The organism is Bifidobacterium sp. LH_449, assembly GCF_056356755.1.
Genome location: NZ_JBKEUV010000001.1, coordinates 420,740 through 444,263 on the forward strand (window position 1 = coordinate 420,740; position 23,524 = coordinate 444,263).

The 23,524-nt window shown below is 57.7% G+C and carries 15 protein-coding genes and 2 pseudogenes; 4 read left to right on the plus strand and 13 right to left on the minus strand.

Going from position 1 to position 23,524, the window contains the following annotated elements:
- Entirely contained in the window at positions 1–1,272 is a 1,272-nt protein-coding gene (locus AC1AX7_RS01700; RefSeq protein ID WP_476508355.1) for an MFS transporter, read from the minus strand.
- 237 nt (positions 1,273–1,509) lie between these two features.
- Here AC1AX7_RS01700 and AC1AX7_RS01705 point away from each other — a divergent pair, with 237 nt between their 5' ends.
- Positions 1,510–2,151: a TetR/AcrR family transcriptional regulator gene (locus AC1AX7_RS01705; protein WP_476508356.1), complete on the plus strand. Its 642-nt coding sequence runs from the start codon at positions 1,510–1,512 to the stop codon at positions 2,149–2,151.
- Positions 2,152–2,260: 109 nt separating this feature from the next.
- On the opposite strand, the gene AC1AX7_RS01710 is transcribed toward AC1AX7_RS01705, so the two are convergent.
- The 6 genes and pseudogenes from AC1AX7_RS01710 to AC1AX7_RS01735 all read right to left on the minus strand — a co-directional run bounded on the left by AC1AX7_RS01710 (position 2,261) and on the right by AC1AX7_RS01735 (position 12,310).
- Complete coding sequence (locus AC1AX7_RS01710; RefSeq protein ID WP_476508357.1) at positions 2,261–4,405, minus strand: beta-galactosidase; 2,145 nt, start codon at positions 4,403–4,405, stop codon at positions 2,261–2,263.
- Between the two features lie 263 nt (positions 4,406–4,668).
- Positions 4,669–5,328, minus strand: coding sequence for a TetR/AcrR family transcriptional regulator (locus tag AC1AX7_RS01715; RefSeq protein ID WP_476508358.1), 660 nt, complete (start codon positions 5,326–5,328; stop codon positions 4,669–4,671).
- Positions 5,328–6,968, minus strand: a pseudogene (locus AC1AX7_RS01720) (activase); the annotation flags it as partial. The pseudogene AC1AX7_RS01720 and the gene AC1AX7_RS01715, both read right to left, overlap by 1 nt.
- A 39-nt stretch (positions 6,969–7,007) precedes the next feature.
- Positions 7,008–10,211 (minus strand): annotated as a pseudogene (locus AC1AX7_RS01725) (acyl-CoA dehydratase activase-related protein); the annotation flags it as partial.
- Between the two features lie 167 nt (positions 10,212–10,378).
- Entirely contained in the window at positions 10,379–11,461 is a 1,083-nt protein-coding gene (locus AC1AX7_RS01730; protein WP_476508359.1) for an ABC transporter permease, read from the minus strand.
- Between the two features lie 51 nt (positions 11,462–11,512).
- Positions 11,513–12,310, minus strand: coding sequence for an ABC transporter ATP-binding protein (locus AC1AX7_RS01735; protein ID WP_476508360.1), 798 nt, complete (start codon positions 12,308–12,310; stop codon positions 11,513–11,515).
- A gap of 141 nt (positions 12,311–12,451) precedes the next feature.
- On the opposite strand from AC1AX7_RS01735, the gene AC1AX7_RS01740 reads away from it, so the two are divergent.
- Entirely contained in the window at positions 12,452–13,123 is a 672-nt protein-coding gene (locus AC1AX7_RS01740; RefSeq protein ID WP_476508361.1) for a TetR/AcrR family transcriptional regulator, read from the plus strand.
- Here the strand turns inward: AC1AX7_RS01740 and nrdG are convergent.
- Positions 13,081–13,782 (minus strand): anaerobic ribonucleoside-triphosphate reductase activating protein, encoded by a 702-nt coding sequence (nrdG, locus tag AC1AX7_RS01745; protein ID WP_476508362.1) that lies wholly within the window; start codon positions 13,780–13,782, stop codon positions 13,081–13,083. The genes AC1AX7_RS01740 and nrdG overlap by 43 nt on opposite strands.
- Positions 13,783–13,948: 166 nt before the next feature.
- Entirely contained in the window at positions 13,949–16,339 is a 2,391-nt protein-coding gene (nrdD, locus tag AC1AX7_RS01750; protein ID WP_476508363.1) for an anaerobic ribonucleoside-triphosphate reductase, read from the minus strand.
- Positions 16,340–16,658: 319 nt separating this feature from the next.
- Between nrdD and xseA the strand changes: the two genes are divergently transcribed.
- Both xseA and AC1AX7_RS01760 read left to right on the plus strand, forming a co-directional pair.
- Positions 16,659–17,912, plus strand: coding sequence for an exodeoxyribonuclease VII large subunit (xseA, locus tag AC1AX7_RS01755; RefSeq protein WP_476508364.1), 1,254 nt, complete (start codon positions 16,659–16,661; stop codon positions 17,910–17,912).
- An 83-nt stretch (positions 17,913–17,995) separates the two neighbouring features.
- Positions 17,996–18,286: an exodeoxyribonuclease VII small subunit gene (locus tag AC1AX7_RS01760; RefSeq protein WP_476508365.1), complete on the plus strand. Its 291-nt coding sequence runs from the start codon at positions 17,996–17,998 to the stop codon at positions 18,284–18,286.
- A gap of 194 nt (positions 18,287–18,480) precedes the next feature.
- Here AC1AX7_RS01760 and AC1AX7_RS01765 read toward each other — a convergent pair whose 3' ends face one another.
- The 4 genes from AC1AX7_RS01765 to AC1AX7_RS01780 form a co-directional block, all read right to left on the minus strand.
- Entirely contained in the window at positions 18,481–19,269 is a 789-nt protein-coding gene (locus tag AC1AX7_RS01765) for a GntR family transcriptional regulator (RefSeq protein WP_476508366.1), read from the minus strand.
- Positions 19,270–19,336: 67 nt separating this feature from the next.
- Positions 19,337–20,701, minus strand: a complete 1,365-nt coding sequence (locus AC1AX7_RS01770; protein ID WP_476508367.1) for an aspartate aminotransferase family protein — start codon at positions 20,699–20,701, stop codon at positions 19,337–19,339.
- 117 nt (positions 20,702–20,818) lie between these two features.
- Complete coding sequence (locus AC1AX7_RS01775; RefSeq protein ID WP_476508368.1) at positions 20,819–22,312, minus strand: amino acid permease; 1,494 nt, start codon at positions 22,310–22,312, stop codon at positions 20,819–20,821.
- Between the two features lie 108 nt (positions 22,313–22,420).
- Positions 22,421–23,491, minus strand: coding sequence for a phosphotransferase enzyme family protein (locus tag AC1AX7_RS01780; RefSeq protein ID WP_476508369.1), 1,071 nt, complete (start codon positions 23,489–23,491; stop codon positions 22,421–22,423).
- Between the last annotated feature and the right edge of the window lie 33 nt (positions 23,492–23,524).

Consider the following 23,524-nt stretch of genomic DNA (forward strand, 5'->3'; position numbering starts at 1 on the left):
TCACTTGACCTTCTTGATCAACATAATGAACACGCAAGCGATGAGCACCATCACGATGGCGGTCGGGAACACCAACTCGTAGGAACCAGTGGCGACCACGATCGCCGACGTCACGATAGGACCGACCATCTGCCCCAACGTGGTGGCGATGTTCAGTATACCCAGATCCTTACCCGCCTCTTCCTTATTCGGCAGCACATCCACGTTCAGCGCCTGATCGACCGCACCATACATGCCGTTGCCGAAGCCGCCGATGGCCGCGAACAGGATCATGCCCATTGGATTATGCAGCAACCACGGCAGCGCATAGCCGATGGCCAACAAAATACTGGCAACGAGAACCGGAACCTTGCGACGCCCGATCCGGTCGGATATCGGACCAGCCGACAAAGAGGATATCAGGGAGACGACCATAAGGACCACGCTCATGGTGGAAATCGTGGCGGCGGAATCCTCAACGCTCTGTCCAATGTAATCCTGCAGGATATACAGCTGATAATTGAGAATCATGTAATAGCTGAACAGCAGGAGGGAACGTCCTGCGAAGGCAAGCCAAAAGTCGCGAGCGCCTTTGACCGGAGGACGGAAGCTCATCAGCATGCCCTTGAAGTCGGCCTTCTGCTTCGGCATGTCCATACTGGACTTCTCACGCGGCCACAGGATTACCGTCAACACGCCAGAAACGCCCATGACGACGCCGGAAAGCACGAATCCCGGCAGCTGAACGGTGATGAACTGGGCGCCCACCACCTGTCCCAGACCGGAGCCGAACAGCGTTCCCGCCGAGATGAACGCGGACATCGTGCCACGCAGGGCTTCCGGAACGCGATCGGACAACGATGCGACGACCGGCGCGATCATCATATTGAGACCGACCATTGCCAGGCAGTAGCTTACTCCGATGGTGAAGCCATCCGGCAGCACGCCGATCAGAAACAGCGATACGCCGGCGATGACGCCGCCTGCAACGATCCAAGGCGCACGCCGCCCGAAAACGGAACGTGTACGATCGGACAGATTGCCCACGACCAAATTGGCCAGCAACGACGCCAAAGCCGTGGCGGAATTCAGCACGCCGAAAATCGCGTCCTTGTCATCCGGGGCGATGATCGCAAGACGTTGGGGCAGCAAGACCGCGGCGACGATCTGCAATGCCATCATCCAGAAAAACGAAAACACGAAAAACGCAATGCAAAAACGCAATTTGGATATTCTGGACAACGTCCCGCCTCCGATTTCGGCATCGCGAGTCTCACCGATATTCCGTGACATGGAGTCTCCTTTACAACTCTTCTTTGATACCTGTCAGACAACGCCTCTCAGTGCGCCCATGGCTACATCACCAAGGACTCGAGGCCGTTCGGGTCGGGAATCATCCCGACCCGTCTATATCTTATATATTAAAGATATAAGATAACAAATCGGCGTGTTATCGAAAGAACGGCCGCGCTGGCCGGACGCGACCAACACGTGGTACGCTCGAATCCGTACCGTGAAGAGAGGATACCAATGCCGTCGCAGGGAGAAGGATACCGCCCCATCAACAAGCGCACACGCATGTCACCCGAAGCACGGCGCAGCCTCATCGTCCAAGAGGCAGCGACTTTGATCGCCCGCTACGGCTCCTACGGATTCCCCATGCAGGCTCTTGCAGACGCCGTCGGAATGACGGTGCCCGGACTGAACCATTACGTACATAACCGCGAAGAGCTGCTGTCCATGGTCATCGAATCGCTCTACGACGGCTTTGACGTCTTCCATGGCGTCAACTCGATCGACGTCGGCGACGACGGAGGCTTCAGCCTTCCCACCGTGCTGCGGAACGTGGTCATAGAGAACACAAAGCGGCCGAATATGGTCATGCTGTTCATGAAACTGGCCGTCGAAGCGGGAGACCCGCAACACCCCGCGCACGATTTCTATCAGCGTCGCCACGATATCGTATTGAATAATATGATGTCCGTTGACTGGAGACTGCCGGAACGATATCGCTCGCAGGAACAGCTGCATGACCTCATCGTCACCGCATTCTTCATCATGGACGGCGTGCAGATACAGTCGCTGACCAATTCGCATGAAACCATGCCGGAACTCTGGAATAGGGCCGAACAGATACTGTTCCCCTCCCCCGAATGGGATGAATACCGCTGACCCGCATCAAATACGTCAGACGGTCGCCGATAAGCGCAAATCACAAAAGTGGCCGGAGCGAACACGCTCCGGCCACTCGAATCGGCGATCGACGATCAGCAATCAGACATCAGCCGACGATGACCGCAAGGTTCCACGGGCCGATGGCCAGCTCGTCGCCGACGCCGACTGCGTCGCCCTGCTTTAGCGCGACGTCGGCGGATGCGGCCTCGTCCACGGTGCCGTCCGTGCCGAGCACGACCGGCGCCACGACCGCCTCGCCTGCGACGGGACTTGCGAAACGGACCTCCTGAGCAGAATAGTTCAGCAGATAGGTGACCGTCTCGCCCTTGGTGTTGACGCCCTGGCGAACCGTCACGACGCCGGCGAGCGCCTGGCCCGCGGATTCGATGCCGGCATGGCGCACGGCCTCCGCAAGAACCGCCTTCGTCACTTCCGCGCTCGGGAACGTGCCGATCCATTCGGCGTCGCCCTTGCCGAAGGCATGGCGCGTGATGGCGGCATAGTCCTTCCATGCGTAATGGCCGTAGGCCGCCAGCGTCTGGGTGCCGGCATCCGCCTTGAGCAGTTCGATCAACGCTTCGGACCGCGCGTCGCAAAGCACCGAGGCATCGCAGTCCATGGCGTCGAATGCGTCGGTGAAGTCGAGTGCGACGTTCTTCGGACGGGTGAACTGGTTGTAGGTCATGCCGAATACGTCGGTCAGACCGTGCGGTGCGCGATCCGCCCATACGGTGCTTTCCTCGTCGGAGACGAAGGAGCGCATGGTGGAGACCAGATGCCCGCCGTTGGCGACGTAGCCGTGCAGGTTGTCGATGGTCTCCTGCGACGCGCAGTACAGCGCCGGGGTGACGATCATCTCGTACTTGCCGAGGCGTTCCGCCGGAGCGTCCGAAGGCACGAAGTCGCATTCGACGTTCAGCTCGAACAGCGCGTCGTATACGCGGCGCACCACGTCATTGTATTTCAGCGTACCGCCGAAGGGGAAGCCGGCTTCGATCAGGAACCAGTCGAGGGCGCTCAGCGACTCGTTGCTCACCATGATGGCGACGCCGTTGCGTTTCTTCAGATGCAGCAGACGCTCCCCCACCTTCGGATCGGCGATCTCACGGCCGAATACGCCGGCCTCCTCATAGGTCGGGTTTGCCTCCAGATCGTGGCTGAGCAGACCCTTCCAGTAGGTTTCGAATGAATTGTGGATCGAATGCCAATGCCAGTACATCACGGAATCGGCGCCGCTGGCCAGATGCGAGTACGCCTGCAGGCGCAGCTGCCCCGGGAACGGAAGCCAGCCGTGCTGTCCCTGCGCTTCGGTTTCCAGCACCAGATAATTCCGGCCGTCCTTGGTGGAGCGCGTCATATCGCCGCCGAACGCGATTTCCTTGCCGGTCAGATCGTCTTCGGTCGGGTGGTAGATGTCCACACCGGTGATGTCAAGGGCCTTGGATGCCTTGAAATGGTCAACCGCCGGCTGCACTCCGAAGGAGTGGCCGCGCCATTCGAAATCGAAGTTCTGCGTGATGAACTGGTCGTCACGCGCGTATTCGCGCACGATGTCGGCCTGCCACTGCAGGAAGTCCGCCACCTGGGCGCGACGGAACACGTCGAATTCACCGCGCAGCGACTGGTTGATCGATGCGGTCACATCCGGGAAATCCTCCCAGGAATCGATGCGGTTCGACCAGTAGTCGAGACCGAAGTGGGAGTTGAGACGGTTCAGGTCGCCGTCGAACTTCTTCTGCAGGTATTTGACGAACAGGCGTTGCATATCGTTGGAAACGGAATCGTAGTATTTCGTTTCGTTATCGACCTGGTAGCCGATGACGCGCGGATGGTCGGCGACGTGGGAGATCAGTTTGCGGATGACGCGTTCGCTGTAGAAACGGTATGCGGGGTTGACGATATCCATGATCTGACGGGATCCGTACCTGCCTTTGCCCGATGGGGTCTCGGCAAGCACGTCCGGATGCATGGCGACCAGCCAGGAGGGCACCGCATAGGTGGGCGTGCCGACGATCACGTCGATGCCGTGACGCCGCGCGGCTTCCAATGCGCGGTCGACATGGGAGAAATCGAAGACGCCGGGCTGCGGCTCGCATGTGCTCCATGTGGATTCGGCGATACGAATGACGTTGATGCCTGCGGCCTTCATCATCTCCATATCGGTATCGATGCGGTCGAGGCCTTTCATCATCAGATATTCGTCATAATATGCCGCGCCGAACAGAATGTGATCAACCGACGTTGCGCTCATGTGTATTCCTTTCTGCCATCATCATCGATGAAAATCGCGACAACACTATATCTAACAGGTGTTAGACATAATCATATTAGAGTACATGCCATCGTCAAACGCCGACGGCATGAAAAAAAAAATCGACGACCATCCGAGAGGAGAACGGTATGGGCATCATGAAAGGCAGCACAAGCCCCGCATAAAGGGCCCATGCGACGCCACCGTCAAAGAAATCCTCTCATATCACTTCAGGCGGCCCGTGCATCGATCAATGGCGGGAATCAGCGAAAGCGATCCCATAGCGGCGACGGGAAAAGCGTCTGCTCGCATCTGAGCCACTCCTCGTACAAATCGATGGGAGGATTGCGGAACCAGCGCAGCTGCGCGCCGTCCATCATCGCCATGCATTGCCGTACCAGCGGACGCATGGATTCCTCCCAAGTTCCCAACTGCGGGGGGATGCTCCACGGATAACGCGAATAATGGTCCCACACCGCAGCCGGGCGTCCGTCGAAATAATCATGCAGCGGGTGGTCGGAATCAAGCGCCTCGATCTCCAGCATGGTGTATAGCCGCATCAGATCCTTGCGCTTCACGTTGAAGCGCACCAGATAGCGCAGATATGCGGGGAACAGCGGCGCCCGGGGATCACTGCCGGGCAGTCCGGACTGGATGAAGTCCTCCGGACTGCCATACAGGTCATAGTCATCCGTGATCAGCATCGACAGCAGATTCTCTTTGGTCCCGACATAATGCAGCAGGCCGGGTTGGCTCATCGACACCGCATCGGCGATGTCCTTCAAAGACGTGCCGTAATAGCCTCTTTTCGCGATCAGCTTCGTCGCCGCATCCAGGATTTCACGGCGTCGCTCCTCCGGCGATTTGCGGACGCGCTTGGCCGGGCCGGAGGCGGAAGCCGATCGCGAAGCACGGCCGTTCATCAACGGGATTCCTTGTTATGCGCCTTCTTGGCGGCGGCGATCATCAGCTTGATGCGGTTGAGCTGATTCGCTTCGGACGCGCCCGGATCGTAGTCGATCGACACGATGTTGGCCTGCGGGTACAGGCGGCGGATCTTGCCGAACATGCCACGTCCGGTCACATGGTTGGGCAGGCAGGCGAACGGCTGCGCGCACACCACATTCGGGCATCCCTGTTCGATGAGCTCCAGGATTTCGGCGGTCAGCAGCCACCCTTCGCCGGCCTGCACGCCGATGGACGTCACTTCGCCGGCCTTCTTGACCAGCTCGTCCATGGGCTCGTCCTGCTGGAACTTGCCGTTCGATTTGGCGATGGCGTCGCGCACCGGCGCATAATAACGGTCAAGGCCCCAACGCATCACGGCGTAAGACACGGGGTTGCCGCCCATGCCGAGATAATGCTCGTTCCAATCGGAGATATACGGACGGGTCGTCATGAATTCCATGATGCCCGGCACCACGGCCTCGCAGTCCTGCGATTCGATGACGTCGACCACATGGTTGTTCGCGTCCGGATGGTATTTGACCAGGATTTCACCCACGACGCCGACGCGCACCTTGCGCGGCCCGTCCTTCAACGGCAACGCGTCGAAGCTCCTGACGATTTCATGCACCAGCGTGCCGTACGGCAGGTAGCCCTTGCCGATGGTCTTCGCGGCGGTCTTCGAGAATCCGTGATGCTCCAACGTTTCACGCACGATGGAATCCCACTGCCTGTACAGGGCGTTCGCGCTTCCGGGCTCCGCCTCATACGGGCGCACACGGTACAGGCATTTCATCAGCAGGTCGCCGATGATCAGCGCCTTGATGGCGCGATGCAGCAGCGCGGGCGTCGCTTTGAAGCCCGGATTGTCCTCAAGCCCCTGCGTGGAGATCGCCAGCACGGGGATCTGCGGGTATCCGGCGTCGATGAGCGCCTTGCGGATCAGGCCGAAGTAATTCGTCGCACGGCACATGCCGCCGGTCTGTGTGATGGCCAGCGCGGTCTTGTCCGGATCGTATTTGCCTTCCAGGATCGCGTCCACAAGCTGGCCGATGACCATGATGGCCGGATAACAGGCGTCGTTGTTGACGTATTTCAGGCCGACTTCGACGTCCTTTCGGCTGGCGTGCTCGATGATGTCGAATTTGTATCCCGCGGAACGGATCGCGGATTCGACCAGGGAGAAGTGGATCGGGCTCATCTGCGGGGCCACGATGGTGTAATCCTTCTTCATCGACTTGCCGAACGGCACCTTGTTCGCGTACTTCGACATGGTCGCCGAATTGTGCGCGGACTTGGCCGTCTTCCCGGCAGTCTTCCTGACGGCCGAATCGGCGGCAGGCTTTGCGCTGACGCCGTTCTTCTCCGCTCCCTTTTCGGCGGCGCGATGCGCGGCGGTTCTGACGGCTTCGGTGAGCTTGGGATTGTTGCGCATCACCGTATCCAGCATGACCTGACGGCCGGGCGTCGGCGCTTCGGAGCCGGTTTTGCGGAATCCGCCGTTCGCCGGCGAAGACGTCGCCGCCTGCCGATTCACGGCTTCGGCATTCGCGGATTCCCGCTCGGACGCCGAAGACACGGCCTCTACTGATGATGCGTCTTCGGCGACGGCCGCCTCCTGTCGGGCGGCATCGCCGTCATGCAGCTTCCTGTTGCGTTCACGCTCTTCAACGGCGGCCTTCAGCGAACGCAGTCGGATCTTTGCCGCGCCCAGATTGGAGACCTCGTCGATTTTCAGCAGCGTGTACACGTCGGCCTTGTCTGCGAGGACTTCGGCGACCTGATCGGTGGTGATGGCGTCGAGGCCGCAGCCGAACGAGTTGAGCTGCACCAATTCGAGGCCCGGATAGGAGGCGACGAAGCTGGCCGCCGCATACAGGCGTGAATGGTAGGCCCACTGGTTGGTGACGCGCAGCGGCATCCTGGTGACGGTGCGGTCGCCGACATGGCGGAATCCGTTGGCGGTCTTCGCGCGCGGATCCTTTTCGCCTTCGGCGAGGAATTCGCTCAGATTGAGCTTCTGCCCCGGCTGCAGTTCGCAGATGGAGTCCTCCGACAATACGACCATGCCCAGGGAGCAGATCGTTTCCGGAATGCCGTGATTGACTTCCGGATCGATATGGTATGGACGGCCTGCAAGCACGATGCCCCGGCAGTCGTGCTCCTTCATATAGGCCAGCGCGCGCAGGCCTTCCTGCTGCACGTCGTATTTGAAGACCTTGTCTTCCGCGTATGCGGCCTTGACCGCCTGCTCGGCCTCTTCGCGCGTGACGTTCGCCCACGCGAACTCCTCGACGATGCGGTCGACCATCAGCCCGTGGTTGGCCATGTTGAAGTAGGGGCGCATGTAGCGGATTCCCTCTTCTCGCAGTTCGGGCATATTCGCGCCGATGACGACCGGATAGTTCGCCACGACCGGGCAGTTGTAGTGGTTGTCGGCGTTTTCGACCAGATTCTCCTCATAGGAGACGCACGGGTAGAAGATGGTTTTGACGCCCTTGTTGAGCAGCCATTTGATGTGCCCGTGCACGAGCTTGGCCGGATAGCAGATGTTTTCCGAGGCGATCGATTCGATGCCGGTTTCGAACAGTTCGTGGCTGCTTCGTCCGGAGATCACGACCTTGAAGCCGAGATTGGTCAGCAGCGTGAACCAGAACGGATAGTTCTCGTACATGTTGAGCACGCGCGGAATGCCGATTTCGCCGCGCGTGGCCGCCTTGTCGGTGAGCCGGCGGTATGCGAAGCACCGCTTGTACTTGTAGTCGTACAGGTTCGGCCGGTCGGAGCGCTGCTTCTTCGCGTCGCCGCCGCGTTCGCAGCGGTTGCCGGTCACGTAGCGCGAGCCGTCCTGGAATGTGGTGATGGTCAGCTTGCAGTGGTTCTGGCACAGCTTGCACACGTCGCGTTCCGACGTCATCGACAGGTGGTCGAGCTCTTCGCCGGAAAGGATGTCCGAAATGGTGTGCGTCACGCCGTCAACGGTGACGGTATGCGCGTCGTCGCCGGCGTTGTCGGCGGCATCGGCGACGTCGCTGTAATGCATGCGCGCCGTCAATGCGGCGCCGTACGCGCCCATCAATCCTGCGATGTTCGGGCGCGTCACCTCGCGTTCCGTCAGCAATTCGAAGGCGCGCAATACGGCATCATTCAGGAATGTGCCGCCCTGCACGACGACGGTGTCGCCGAGTTCGCCCGAATCACGCAATTTGATGACCTTATACAAGGCGTTGCGCACGACGGAATAGCACAGGCCCGCGGCGATGTCCTCCATCGTCGCGCCTTCCTTCTGCGCCTGCTTGACGGAGGAGTTCATGAACACCGTGCAACGGGAGCCCAGGTCGACCGGATGCGTCGAATTCAGGGCCGCCTGCGTGAATTCCTCGATGGTCAGGCCCATCGAATGCGCGAAGGTCTGCAGGAAGGAGCCGCAGCCGGACGAGCAGGCCTCGTTGACCGCGATCGAATCGATGACGCCGTCGGTGATGGCCAGGTATTTCATGTCCTGACCGCCGATGTCGATGACGGCGGTGACGCCGGGGCTGACCATTTCGGCGCCGCGATAATGCGCCATCGTCTCGACGACGCCTTCATCCAAATGCAGACCGGTGGTGATGAGGCCTTCGCCGTATCCGGTGGCGCAGGATCGGGCGATGTACGCGCCTTCCGGCAGTTCGCCCTGAATGCGTTTGACGATGTTGACCGCGGCTGTCAGCGGGCTGCCTTCGTTGGTGGCGTAGCTGGACCAGACGATTTCCCTGTCGTCGTTGACCAGAGTCGCCTTGATGGTGGTCGAGCCCGCGTCGATACCGAGGAAGTGCGGGCCGTGCGCGCCTTCCAACGTGCCGACATGCACATGCTCGCGATGATGGCGTTCGTTGAACGCCTCGCGATCGGCTTCGGTGGGGAACAGCGGCGGCATCGTCGCCGTATTGGCCGGCAGATTGTTGAGATTGTCCAGATCGGCGAGGATCTCCGCGCTGGAACGCGGTTCGAAGTGCTCGCCGTCGATGTCGATGCCGTCCGGCTCGCCCGCGATCAGCGCCGCGCCGTAGGCGACGTACAGATGCGCGTCGGTGGGGACGATGAATTCGTCGACTTTGCCGTCAAGGGCGCGCCGGAAGGCTTCGCGCAGTTCCGACATGAAGAAGAGCGGACCTCCCAGGAAGATGACGGTGCCGTGGATGGGGCGGCCCGATGCGAGGCCTGCGATGGTCTGCGTGGCGACGGCGGTGAAGATGGACGCCGCCAGATCCGGCTTGGCCGCGCCGTCGTTGATGAGCGGCTGCAGATCGGTTTTCGCGAAGACGCCGCAGCGCGACGCGATCGGGTACAGCGTCTGATACTGCTTGGCCATGTCGTTGAGGCCCGCGGCGTCGGTGTCGAGCAATGTCGACATCTGATCGATGAACGCGCCGGTGCCGCCCGCGCAGGAGCCGTTCATGCGCTGTTCCGGAGTCGGCTTCAGATAGGTGATTTTCGCGTCTTCGCCGCCGAGTTCGATGATGACGTCGGCCTGAGGATATTCCTGGTCGATGGCGCGGGTTTCGGCGATGACCTCCTGCACGAACGGCACATGGATGCTGTCGGCGAGCGCAAGGCCGCCCGATCCCGTGATGGCCAGCCGAATCGGCTCGTCGCCGCGGCCTTGGCGTTCCAGCTCCGCATGGATGTCTTTCAGCAGTCCGGCTACGGTGGCGCGCACGTTGGCGTGGTGACGGCGATAGTCGGAGAACAGCACGTCGTTGAGCGAATCCGAAGCGTCCAGCACCACGGCCTTGACCGTGGTCGACCCGATATCCAATCCTACGCGTAACGGCTTTGTATCATGGCTTGTCGCCACGGTATGCGTTGCGTCGCTCATGCACCAACCTCTACTATCTCTTTTCCGGGACGAGGTTTCAGCCTCGTTGCGCCCGGCTGCTCTCTACGTAATGTAGTCCGAAGCCACGTCACAATCCGCGTCACGCGCCACGTATTATTCGTATCGCGAACATTGCCCGGCTCGCCTTCTCCCCATCCGCGAACCGATCATGGGCGCGGATGACGGGCGCGCTTTTTGCGGAAGCCGCAAGCCGCAAGCAGGAAGAACGCCAGCACGAATCCCCAGACGACGGCAAAATCAGCCGCGGTATCGGCGAATCCCCATCCTCGCAGCATGACGTTTTTCAACGCGTCCACACCGTGGGTGAGCGGCATGAGGCGGCTCAGCCACTGCATCCACCCCGGAGCGGAGGAAAGATCGAACAAGCCGCAGAGCAGAATCTGCGGGACGACGAACAGCAGGATGAGCTGGATCACTTGGAACGCGTTGCGGGCCAAGCCTGAAACCAGCAGGCCGAGCGTCACCGATACGAGCGCCATGGACACGGACATCAACACCACCAGCGCGGGACCGCCTTCGTTGGGGAATCCGATGAACGACAACGCCACCCAAAGGATCACGGCGGCCTGTACGCATGCGAGCAGGCCGAAACCGATCATGTATCCGCCCATGATCTGCAGCGGGTTGACCGGCGTCGCCAGGAAACGCTGCATGGTTCCCGCCGTGCGTTCGTCGACCAGCGACATGCCGCTGGTGAGGAAGGTGAACACGAACAGGAATATGCCGATGAACACGGGACCGTAGTTGTCGAACATATTCCAGTTTTCGTTGCCGTGCAGATACGTGGTTTCGACGTCCGTGACCGCCATATGAGGCGCTGTCGGCATCGCCTCGCGCAGCGTGTCCATGGCGTCGGATTGCATGTCCGACAACGCTTGCGCCACGACCTGCGACACGGCGGCCGTCTTGCCGGCATCGCTGCCTTCCGCCCACACGTTCAACGTGGAATCGTCCGTGATGCGCAATACCGCGTCCACATCATCGTCATACAGCATGTGCTCGGCCTTTGCCGCGGAGACATCATAGATAACGGCATCCTGCCGTTCCAGGACCTGCTGGTAGTCGCTCGGCAGCGATACCGTGGCCAATTTCGGCGTGTATGCGTCGGCGCCCAACAGCACCGACAGAAGCCACAGCACGATGAGCGGCGCCACGAACAGCAACGCAAGCGTCCGCTTGTCATGAATGAACTGGGCCAGAATTCGGCGCGCGACCGATAATGTTTTCATCCTTTATTCCTTACATCCATCCGACTTGTCACCGATATGCCGTCGTGTGCGTCATTGGCCGGCGTCGCCGTCGTGGCTTAACGCCAAAAACGCGTCTTCCAAGGTATTCGTCGCGGTATCGCGCAGGATTTCGGCCGGCGGCGCCGCGGCGATGATACGGCCCGAATCCAGCATTGCGATTTCATCGCAGCGCTCCGCTTCATCCATGACATGCGTGGTGACCAGCAAAGTCGTGCCGTTGCGCGCCATCGACCGGAATTCCTTCCAAATGCGCCGGCGATGCTCCGGATCCAGACCGACCGTCGGCTCATCCAATACAAGCACGTCCGGTTCATGCAGCAAGGCGACGCCCAATGAAAGACGGCGTTTCATGCCGCCCGAATAATCGGCGACCAATTTGCGACGATGATCCGTCAACCGTCCGAATTCCAGCATTGCGTCCACCCGTTCCGACAATCCACGTCCTCGCAGGCCGTTCATGGCACCGAAGAATCGCAGATTCTCCTCCGCCGTAATATCGTCATACAAGGCTTCATCCTGAGGCATATAGCCGATGCGACGGCGAACCGTCGGATACGGCGCCTGCTCGCCCAAAACGGTCACGGTGCCGGCGGATGGCGTTTCATTGCCCATGATCAGGTTCACCATCGTGGTCTTTCCCGCGCCGGAGGGGCCCAGAAGGCATAGGATCCGACCGGCCGGCACAATCAGGTCGACACCGTCCAACACCGTTTTCCTGCTGTCCGCGAACGGCGTACGGATACCGTATCGTTTGACGACATGATGCAGTTCGATGGCCGGAGTCCGCATGCCTGTGCCATGCCGGTCCCGCCCAGACGTCTTCCCCATTCGATGCTCCTCCTTGATTCCTCACCGCCGCAGCGGCTTCCAGAGAACAAACGAATATGATAATTTGGTGGCACGCGATCGGCCATGGCCGGATTCGCGGATTCCGGCCATCATCCGTCGTCTCGATCGGGAATGAGGAATATGGACAGACGCAGTTCACCCATGACGGTCCGCCTGCAGGAGGCGTTTTGGACGCTGCTCGGGGAACGCTCCTATGATTCGATCACGGTGCGCGACATCGTGCGCACCGCGCATGTGAACAAGAACACATTCTATTACCGATACAAAAACCTTGACGAGCTGGCGCAGGACGCTTTGGAGGACATCGTCCCCGTCGACGTCTTCATAGCGATTATCAACAGGATGATGACGGGCGATTTCGAGACCGAGCTACCGTCGACTTCGCCAGAGCGCTTCGCGCGATTATGCCTGGTCGTGGGACCTCACGGCTCGCCCGCATTGCAACGGCTGTTGAAAGCCTCACTAATCGAAATCTGGTGCGGGACGTTGGGCATACGGCAAAGCGAGCTCGGGGAGGAATCCCTTCTGGCCGTCGATTTCATGTTCGGCGGCATCACCAGCATGCTCAGCCACTACGCGCATGACGATGATGGCATGCGTCACTTGATGCGCACCGGATTCTTCCGGCGACTGTCGACGGCCATGCCTCCGGTGGTGCTGTCGGCGTTGAGGACCGACGGCGTCGACGCTTCGATCCTATCGACGCTGAACGATCGGACTGCGTCCCGGAATGCGCATGCTTCGCCGCGTCAGCTGGCGGCGCCTTCGCCTGCGGCGCGTTCCTTGCCGTAGATTTCCGGGATGAAGCGTTCCTGATCGTGCAGACGCCCCCAGATCACGGGCCTGCCGGTCTGCAGGGATTTCGGCACGTCGATGATGCGCTGGTTGGAGCTTCCGCGGAACTGCAGCAGCGAATCGTGCAATGTTTTGATATAGCGTCCGTCGACGAGCACGTCGATGTATGCCAGCAGGTCGAGCTTGTCCTGCGTCTCTCCTTCGCGCATCAGCTCCTCCCACGTGTATCCCGTCCAGCACCAGATGTCCTTGCCGTGCCCGAAACGTTCGCGGATCTTGCGTGCGAGCGGCAACAGCATGCCGGTGTTCAGCATCGGCTCGCCGCCGAGGAAGGTGATGCCTTGCACGTAGTTCTGTGCAAGGTCGTTCATGATCTGCTCTTCGAGCCTATCGTCGTACTCGTATCCCGCCCGGAAATCCCAGATCGAGGAATTGTAGCAGCCCACGCAGTGGAAGGGGCATCCGGAAACGTACAGCGAACAGCGGATGCCTTCGCCATCGGTCATGAGGAATCGTTTGTAGTCGGCGACCATATTATGGCTCATACGATTGTCCCACTGCCCCGCACGCGGGTTGTTGCACAGGTCGCTCGGCACGGATGGGCCACGGTTTTCTTCCCCGGATGCGAAATCACGGACGGTCAGCGGCAAAGCCATAACGGCCCCTTTCATTGTGGGATGATTTTCGAATGCAACGATTCCTGTTCAGGTCTGATTTCACGTTGCTGCGTCCACATGCAGACAAGCAGGATGGCGCCGGACGGCGTATGTCAGGGGGACGGTCGTCGTTAGGCGACCGTCCCCCTGACATCGTTTTCCGTTATTACTTGGTTTCGGCGAACCATTCGCGGGTTTCGCCGTCGGACAGCGTCACATGCCCGGTTTCGCCGGACATGTGCTTGACGCGATGCGCGATCTCCTCATGGCGGCCATGCACCATCGGACGCTGCACCGGATTGCCCAAGTAGCCGCAGGTACGCTTGGTCACATTGCACTGGTCCGGGTCGGCGTTGCCGCATTCGGGGCACTTGAAGCCTTCGTCGGTCGGTTCGAAATCGCCTTGGAAGCCGCACACGAAGCAGTGGTCGATCGGGGTGTTGGTGCCCAGATATCCGATGCCGATGCCGTAGGCGTAGTCCCAGACCGCTTCCAACGCCTTCGGATTGGCCTGCAGGCACGGGAACTCGCAGTAGTTGATGAAGCCGCCGGACGCGTAGTACGGGAAGTCCTTCTCGTAGTCGAGCTTCTCCATCGGGGTCGGCTGCAGCCACACCGGGTAGTGGAAGGAGTTGGTGTAGAAGTCGTGGTCGGTGACGCCTTCGACTTCGCCGAACTTCTCATGGTCCATGCGGTTGAAGCGGTCCGTCAGGGATTCGGCCGGGGTCGAATACACGGAATAATGATAGCCTTCGGCCTTGCTCCATTCCTTGCACAGCTCGTTCATGCGCTTGACGATGGACAGGGCGAATTCCTTGCCGTCCTCATCCCAGCTGTGGTCACGCATCCAATCCTTGCCATAGAACACGGCGGTTGTCTCATACAGGCCGATATAGCCCAGCGATACGGTGGCACGCTCGTTGCGGAACAGCTGGTCGACGTTCTCGTTGGCGCCGAGACGGCCGAACGCACCGTAACGGAACAGCGTCGGGGCATTGACCGGGGTGGCCTGCTTGCAGCGCATGATACGGAACTGCAGCGCCTGGTGGGCGATTTCCATGCGCTCTTCGAAGATTCGCCAGAAGCGGTCCTTATCGCCGTGGGATTCCAGCGCGATGCGCGGCACGTTCACGGTGACGACGCCGAGATTCATACGGCCGTCTTCAACGTCCTCGCCGGTCTTCGGATCGATCCAGCCCTGCAGGAAGGAGCGGCATCCCATCGGAGCCTTGAAGCTGCCGGTGATCTTGACGATGTTGTCGTAGAACACGACATCCGGATACATGCGCTTGGTGGCGCATTCGAGGGCAAGCTGCTTCAGATCGTAGTTCGGGTCGCCCGGATCGGCATTGATGCCATGCTTGATGGTGAACACCAGCTTCGGGAAGATGGCGGTGTGACGGTCCTTGCCCAGACCACGAATACGGTTGAGCAGGATGGCGCGCTGGATTTCGCGGGCGAACCAGCTGGTGCCCAAGCCGAAGCCAACGGTGACGAACGGGGTCTGACCGTTGGACACACGATTGGAGTTGATCTGGTATTCCATGGTCTGCATGGCATCATAGATGGCCTTGCGGGTCATGATCTTCGCATAGACCTCGCGCAGCTGCTCCAATTCCGGCAGATTCTCGTCAAACGGCTTATCTTCCGGCAGCGGATCACGGTTTTCGAAATGCAGCCAACGCGGCTCCTGGGCCTTCAGCCCGTTCACCATCGCTTCGGCCACTTCGACCGGTGTGGAATCCGGAATCATGGCATGGGCCATGTCCATGTTCTTCACATAGTCGCGTTTGGCATACTCTTCGAGCATCTCGTCGGCACGATTCACGGTCTGACCGCCATACTGGGCACCGGCGATGTCCTTGATGATCTGCGTGATCTGCGTGGAGGCGGTGCCGATGGACTTCGGGGAATCCATCATGGCGTTGCCCAGCGCGAAGCCGTGCTTCAGCATGTCGCCGAAATCAGGCAGCGAACAGTTGTTCATGGAAGTGAACGGCGAATAATCGGCGTCATGGAAGTGGATGTCGCCCTTCATGTGGGCGTTGGACACGACTTCCGGCAGCATGGAGAACGCGGACGCCTTAGACACGGCGCCGGCCAGCAGATCGCGCTGCGTGGCGTACACGTTGGAATCCTTGTTGGCGTTTTCACGCACGAGGGATTCGTCGCGATTGATCAGCCGACTCACCGCTTCGTTGATATCGGTGGCCTTGGCACGTTCGATGTCCTTGTTCAGACGGTAATTGGTGTAGGTACGGGCGACCTCATACAGGTGATTGTCGATCAGGCCGTGCTCCACAAGATTCTGAATGTCTTCAATCTTGGCCGGACCGTTGTAACGTTCACGGATTTCGCCTTCCACCTGGTCGGCGAGTTCACGAATCATGCGCTCCTCTTCCGGGCCGACCTTCTTGTCAAGATCGGCGAAAGCGGACTTCACTGCATTGATGATGTTGATCGGGTCGAAATCAACAATACGGCCGTCACGCTTCTCGACCATCACCTTGCCAGGGATGATGTCGACACTGGCCTCATGCAGAACCTGAGCGTCCATTCCGCTTCCTTTCCGGGCCGGTTGCCTCTGTTTTCCGGCCGATACATACCTCGTCTCATCGTTCGGTGCGGCATCGCCTCCACGATGCCGCACCGAACTGCTTAAGGTACTGTACGACACCCCCACCCCTATATCTAGGGACGGCACGCCGAGAGAAAACTAGATATGGTGATTTTTGGCTTCATTCCGCCAAAAAATAACCTTGTGAAAAATACCACAAAAATCGACTTCGGCGAGTCGTTGACGTTCCAGCGATGAGCGTTACTTCGCCGCCTCACGCAGAGCATGGTTGTCCCTCTCGTGGGAGAATCTGGAATGCATGAATACAGTGCCAAAGCCCCTTGACCAACTGCCTCGCATGGCGGGCGAAACCACCGTGGATAATCCATGGCCGGTCAGCGTGTTAAGCGAAAAATTCCACAATGCCGTGGAACGCTGGCCTTCCGTATGGGTTGAAGGCCAAATCACCCAAATCAATACACGACGCGCAGGCTCCGCTTACATCACCCTGCGCGACGACTTCCAAGACATCGCCATGGAAGTCAACGGCTTCGGCCAATTCGCGGCCGCAGCAACCCAATTCGTCCAAGGCGACCGCGTCGTCATCCACGGCAAGCCGAATCTGTGGATGAAACGCACTTCCCTATCGTTGCGCGGCGACGTCATCGTACGAGCCGGCGGCGGCGGAAGCCTGAAAGAAATGATCGACGAACTGCGCAAGAAGCTTAAAGGCGAAGGCCTGTTCGACGCGGAAAACAAAATCCCATTGCCGGAATTCCCCAAATGCATCGGCCTTATCTGCGCGCCGCAAGCCCGCGCCGAAGGCGACGTCGTCACCAACGTACGACTGCGTTGGCCAATCGTCAATTTCAAAATCATGCATGTTCACGTGCAAGGCGAACAATGCCCGGCTGACGTCATCAAAGCGATCCAAACAATGGATGCCGACCCCGACGTCGACGTCATCATCGTGGCACGCGGCGGCGGCGCATTCGAAGATCTCATCGGATTCTCCGACGAAGGCGTCGTACGAGCTACGGCCGCATGCGAAACGCCAATCATCTCCGCCATCGGACACGAAGACGACTGGACGCTTATCGATCTGGCCGCCGACCTGCGCGCATCCACACCAACGGATGCCGCCAAAAAAGTCGTGCCCGACGTGCGCGAACAGCAGCAGCTTGTCGATAACGCCCTGCAACGTATGCGTATGCGCATCGACGCAAAAGTCAGCAATGAAATCCGCCTCATCGAAGGCTATGCGAGTCGCCCCAGCCTTACGCATCCACACACCATGCTGGAGCCACACCAACGGCTTATCGACGAATCCCTGCAACGCATGCGCATCGGCCTGACGCGCATTCTCGACGATGCAAGCCTCACCATCGAAAAAGCGCATGCATCACTGACCGCCCTCAGCCCCCAATCGACGCTCAACCGCGGCTATGCCGTCGTACAAACCGCCGACGGGCATGTGCTGGATAACGCCACCGCGGTCAATGCCGGCGACGATATCACCGTCACATTGAAGCGCGGCATCATCGTCGCCGAGGCAAAAAACGTGAAGGCATAACGCCAGCAATACGCGCACAATACAACAAATCACACAAATTACATCGAAATCAGCAAATATTCGAATATTCGAAGGGAACCATCATGGCAGACAACACCGAAGCCACCGCAGCATCCAGCCTGACCGACAAGGAACGCGAAGCCATCGCACAGATGCCGTACGAGGAGGCACGCGACAAGCTCATCCAAGCCGTGCAGGCACTGGAGGCCGGTGGACTGAATCTCGACCAGTCGATGCGCCAATGGGAAATCGGCGAAGCCCTCGCCAAGCGCGCCCAGTCACTGCTGGGTGAAGTGCGCGCCAAACTTGACGCCGCGCAGGCCGACCAGGCCGAAGCAGCGGAAACCGCCGGCACCCAAGCCAATATCGACTAAGCATTCCGGTACATCGCATAATAGGCGATGCCATACAAAAGAGGATGATGATCCACGAAGACATCATCCTCTTTCTCGTATTATTTTGCATATCCGTCTCGCCGCAGCCGTTCCAATTACACTGCCATCAGAATGCGTTGCAACAACGGCGAAAACATCACGCCAATCGCATTAGTTCCGCGACCGTTGTCGTTCTATTCCGTTTCATTCTTTGAAGCGGAAATCCTCACGTATCCGGAATGATGCATGGTAAAGCGCACGCGATCAGCCCGATACATATCCGTTGCCAGTTCAAACGCCCTACCTTGCTCATCAAAAGCAACGCGACGAATCCGTATGACAACATCATCAACGTCAATCCCTAATAGTGCGGATACGTTTCCCGCGGCTCGTACGGGCTCCAAACATTCATCCACAACGAGCGCGCGAATTCCATATTGCTGCTGAAAAATCCCATAAAACGGATTCGTCAGATCCTGCGACAAAAAGCCGGGAAACAATGATGCCGGCAAATGCGAAATTTCCAAGGACAGTGGCTTGTCATCCAAAAAGCGCAATCGTTGCACCATATAAATCGCCGAATCGCCGTCATGCAATTTCAGCATCCGCATATCCGCCGAAGAAGCCGGACAAATAACAGCCTGCATAACCTTGGACGACACACGGAATCCTTGTCGCCTCGCAATTTCCGGTAATGATTCCAAGGTATTCAAAGAACGTTCTAACCGGCCATCGGAAACGACAATGCCACCGTTACGCCCTATTTTGCGAATGATTTCGTGACTGCGTTCCATTTCGTGCAACGCCTCACGCAACAGAAATCGACTAATGCCCAGATATTCGGCAAGCTTACGTTCAGTGCCGATTTTCTCCCCAGCGGATAATTCATATTCACGGATGAAGGAACGAATCAGCCGCACCACGTCTTCGCATGAAATCGATGCTCGCATCGACTCATCTTGATGAGCTGTTTGATGGTTCATGCCGCCGCTCCTTCCAATGAAAAAGCTGGCAGCCATGATGGCCGCCAGCCCATCAGTACGAAAGAGTCTACAATTTCAATGTTTCCAGAGTCTTCGTAAAGGCATCCATAAACCAGTCGACATCTGATTCGCTAAAAACCAGCGGAGGACGCAGCTTCAGGATATTGCCAAAACGTCCGCATACCGAAGTCAGAACATGATGCTCGCGTAGAGTTTCCAAAATATTCAACGCAGTCGCCTGATCAGGTTGTTTCGTGCCAGGCACAACGATTTCACAGCCAATATACAGACCGGTTCCACGCACATCACCGATGCAGGGATGCTGATCCATCAATCCACGCACCGCATTGCGGAAGAGAGTGCCGACACGTTTCGCATTGCCCTGCGTATCTTCATCACGCATCACATCAAGCACAGCCTGAGCTGCGGCCATGCACACAGGATTACCACCAAATGTATTGAAGTACGGGATGGAGCCCGCAAACGCTTCAAGCACTTCATGGCGTGCAGCCATCAACGAAGTAGGCAGACCGTTAGCCATCGGCTTACCGGATGTGACCAAATCCGGAACAATACCCTGACGTTCAAAGCCCCAGAACGCATCACCGGTACGAGTGAATCCAGGCTGCACCTCATCAGCAATCCACACACCGCCCAACTCATGCACGGTATCGATAACGGGCTGAAGATAGCCAACCGGATCGGGATACACGCCATCGGATGAAAAAATGGAATCCGCCAGCAGCGCCGCGAAATGAATGCCATGGCGTTCCATGTCGGCAACGGCCTTGCGGACCTCGCCGGCCATCCATCCGCCGAATTCCGCAGCGGTGCATTCAGATGCAGGCTTTCCATCAATCGTCAAACGGTACACATCAGGAGTGGGAATCATACGCATGGTCAGGCCCAGTGGCTGCGCGGTTCCAAGGGCCGGAGACAGGCCGGAAGTCAGCGCAGAATTGCCGTGATAAGCTTCGGCGGTCACGATAACGCCTTCGCCACCGGTATACGCCTGTGCAACCCTTACCGCCAAATCATTCGCTTCAGAACCCGTGCACTGGAACATAATGCGATCAAGTTCGTCAGGCATGGTCGACAAAATATCCTCAGCGTAATTCAGGATATTCTCATGCAAATAGCGTGTATGCGTGTTCAGCATGCTCGCCTGCTGCGTCATGGCTTCCACTACACGCGGATGGCAATGGCCAACAGATGCCACATTGTTGTACACATCCAAATATTCCTCACCATTTGCATCCCACAGGTGAGAACCACGACCTTTCACCAGATGCACAGGAGTACGATAAAACAGTCGATAAGCCGGCCCTAGAACATCGCGTTCCTTGACAAGCTTGCGGGTCTCACTATCCAAAGCGGCAGCCATTTCCGGACGGAAACTGTTGGTATCCATGATTGTTGAACGAGTCGCCATAATTCCTTCTTAAATCGTATTAAAACGCCAAATTTCAAGCAGCAAATCATGTTGAATCATCGGCCGGCATCAAATCAGCAAGCGATGCCGGCCAGATGAAATCAACTATCTATTGATTCAGTTATCAGTGCGGTATTCAGCATTGCCTCCCGAAGCGGCAAACTCTTCTTCAGGAGAAAGCACCAAATGCTTGCGCCCGTACAACGCGAAGAACAGTGTCGCCAACAAGTAGATGCAAACCATCACATAGACGGCAAGCCTATAATCGGGATTCAGCAGCACGGACACGAAAATCATCAACGCCAATACGCCGGCAATGACAGCTCCCAGAACGCCAAAACGGCTGACAAATGGACGCTTGATATTCGGCATGCGATACTTCAGCAACACATAAGACACCATCTGCAGCAAATAGGCAAGAACCGCTCCCCACACTGCAATATTCAGGACGACCGAGCCTGCGCCCGCACCGCCATAAGCGATGATGAACAACGCCGCAAAACCGATAATCGCCCCAACGATCAGTCCCCAGTAAGGAGTCTTATTTTTACCTGTCAAAGATAGGAAAGTCGGGTAATAGCCGGCACGAGACAGCGAATAAAGATTGCGACCATATGCAAAAGTAATGCCTTGCACCGAAGCAAGCAGGCCGACCAGAGCGAATGCAGACAAAATAGCGGCCACATTGCCTGGCAGAATGGCCCTGTAACCATCCAGAAGAGGCTCATCCGACTGTGCCAATGATGCCGTTCCCACAACCGCAGGATTCAGGAACACAATAATCAGTGCGGAAATGCCAAGAGTTGCGATGCACAAGCGAGAAGCCTTAGGGATATTGCGTTCAGGATTATGCACTTCCTCAGCAGCCAGCGGCAACTGTTCAATACCCAAGAACAGCCACATCGCAAACGGCATGGCGAAAAATACCGCACCAACGCCGAGCGGCAAAAATGACGACTGGCCCGTTTCAGGCTTAACGTTGAGCAGCGTGGAGAAATCGACATGGCCTGAGATGACGGCACCGATACCGAACAAAGCCACAATCACGAGCGCCATGATGGAAACCACTTCCGCAAAACGGAATGAGCTTTCAGCACCCAGCCAATTGACAATTACGAACACCACGTACAGCAGCAACCACCAGACCCATTGCAGGCCAATCGCATCCAGCGAGAATCCGGTCAGATTCATAAGAATCGCATCTGCGTAAGAAGACGAGAAATATACGATTGTGGCTGCCGTCATCACATATTCAATAGTTTCGGCCAGCCCTGTGAAGAATCCTCCCCAAGCTCCCATTGTCGCACGTGCGAATGAATACGCACCGCCTGTATGAGGCATTGCCGAAGCCATTTCGCTGATTGAATTCAGCATCAGTACGTACATCACGTACACGATGACTCCCGCAATAAACATTCCGCCCCATCCTGCTTGCGCAAGACCGCCGTTCCATCCGGAAAAATCTCCCGAAACGACTGCGGCAATGCCCATCGCCCAGAGGCCGAACGCTCCAGCAGTACGTTTTAATTGTCTTTTTTGAAAATAATCCTTATCGGTAGCAACATATGTCACGTCACCAAAACCGGATCTATTTGAAGCAACTGCAGTCATGACAGTCACCTTCCTCTCTTATTGAATGCACATCATCGGCGAAGCAACCGTTCAAACAGTCGATCGCGCATATTGAAAATGACTATTCAAAAAACTCCTTCCTTTTACTCATCGCAAAAGCCACAGGGAATCATGTAAGTATCGTTCGGCGCATTCAACGCTGCCGGGCGCTTGCTCGTCGCTTAATCCTTCGGGCAGAGCATCTTTGCGATGATTGGTTGTCCAACCAAGCATTTGCAGACGTCGAATCATCGACAACGCCGACATGATTTGCAGACTTTCATCATCGAACGGCCCCGCAATTTCCTTATATCCGCTAACCCATGCCTGCGCCAGTTGCGGCGCATACGGCTTATGCTCGACGAAGCTCAGCGAAGAAGCGTAATCGTAGAGGTACCAGCTGTAGCCGGCATCATCAAAATCGATGATGACCAAATCACCCCCGGGCCTTCGAATCACATTGGAGGGACGTAAATCCGCGTGGATAAGTCCCCATGTCTCATTTGTGCGAGGCGCTTTCATCACTGTGTCGAGAGCCTTCCACAATGCTCGTTCGCAGATGTCACGCTCTTGTTCCGTCAGCGATGCGTGTTCCCACCGTCCCCATCGTGGCGAGGGGCCAATCATGTTCGATATATCCCAATTGAATCGTGTAAAACCAAACGGCTTATCCCAATGACGAGATTGCTCATGGAATTTCGCCGCCCACTTTCCAATGGTCTTATAGTAAGGTGCCGGATTATCCAAATCTTCCAAAACCGTTCCCTCAACAAATTTCGTGGAGATAACGGTCCAGCTCATACCATTGGGATCATTGATCTTCGTTACGAAAGTGCCACGAACCGTCGGAACCGGATTGATGATATTGATGTCCTTAATGTCGTGAAGCGCATTAATCCAACTGATTTCCGAAGCGACAGCCTCAGGTCCGCCCACATATCCCGGTTGGGAAACTCGTACGACGCCTTCCGGTTTATTATCCAGCAAAAGCAGGAATGTGGCATTTTCCGAAACCGTAATCAAATTCAAAGCTGCACGTTCATGTTCGATGCCCCAAGCTGCGCATACGCCACGAAACAGCCAAAACGGCGCCGGTGCGTTCTTGGACAATCCATCAAACGCATTGAGACCGACAGGCTGGCTAACCTCATCCAATAACTTCGCAATCGTTTGTGTCATTGTTCCTCGTTTCATCGCATTCGAACCAACAAC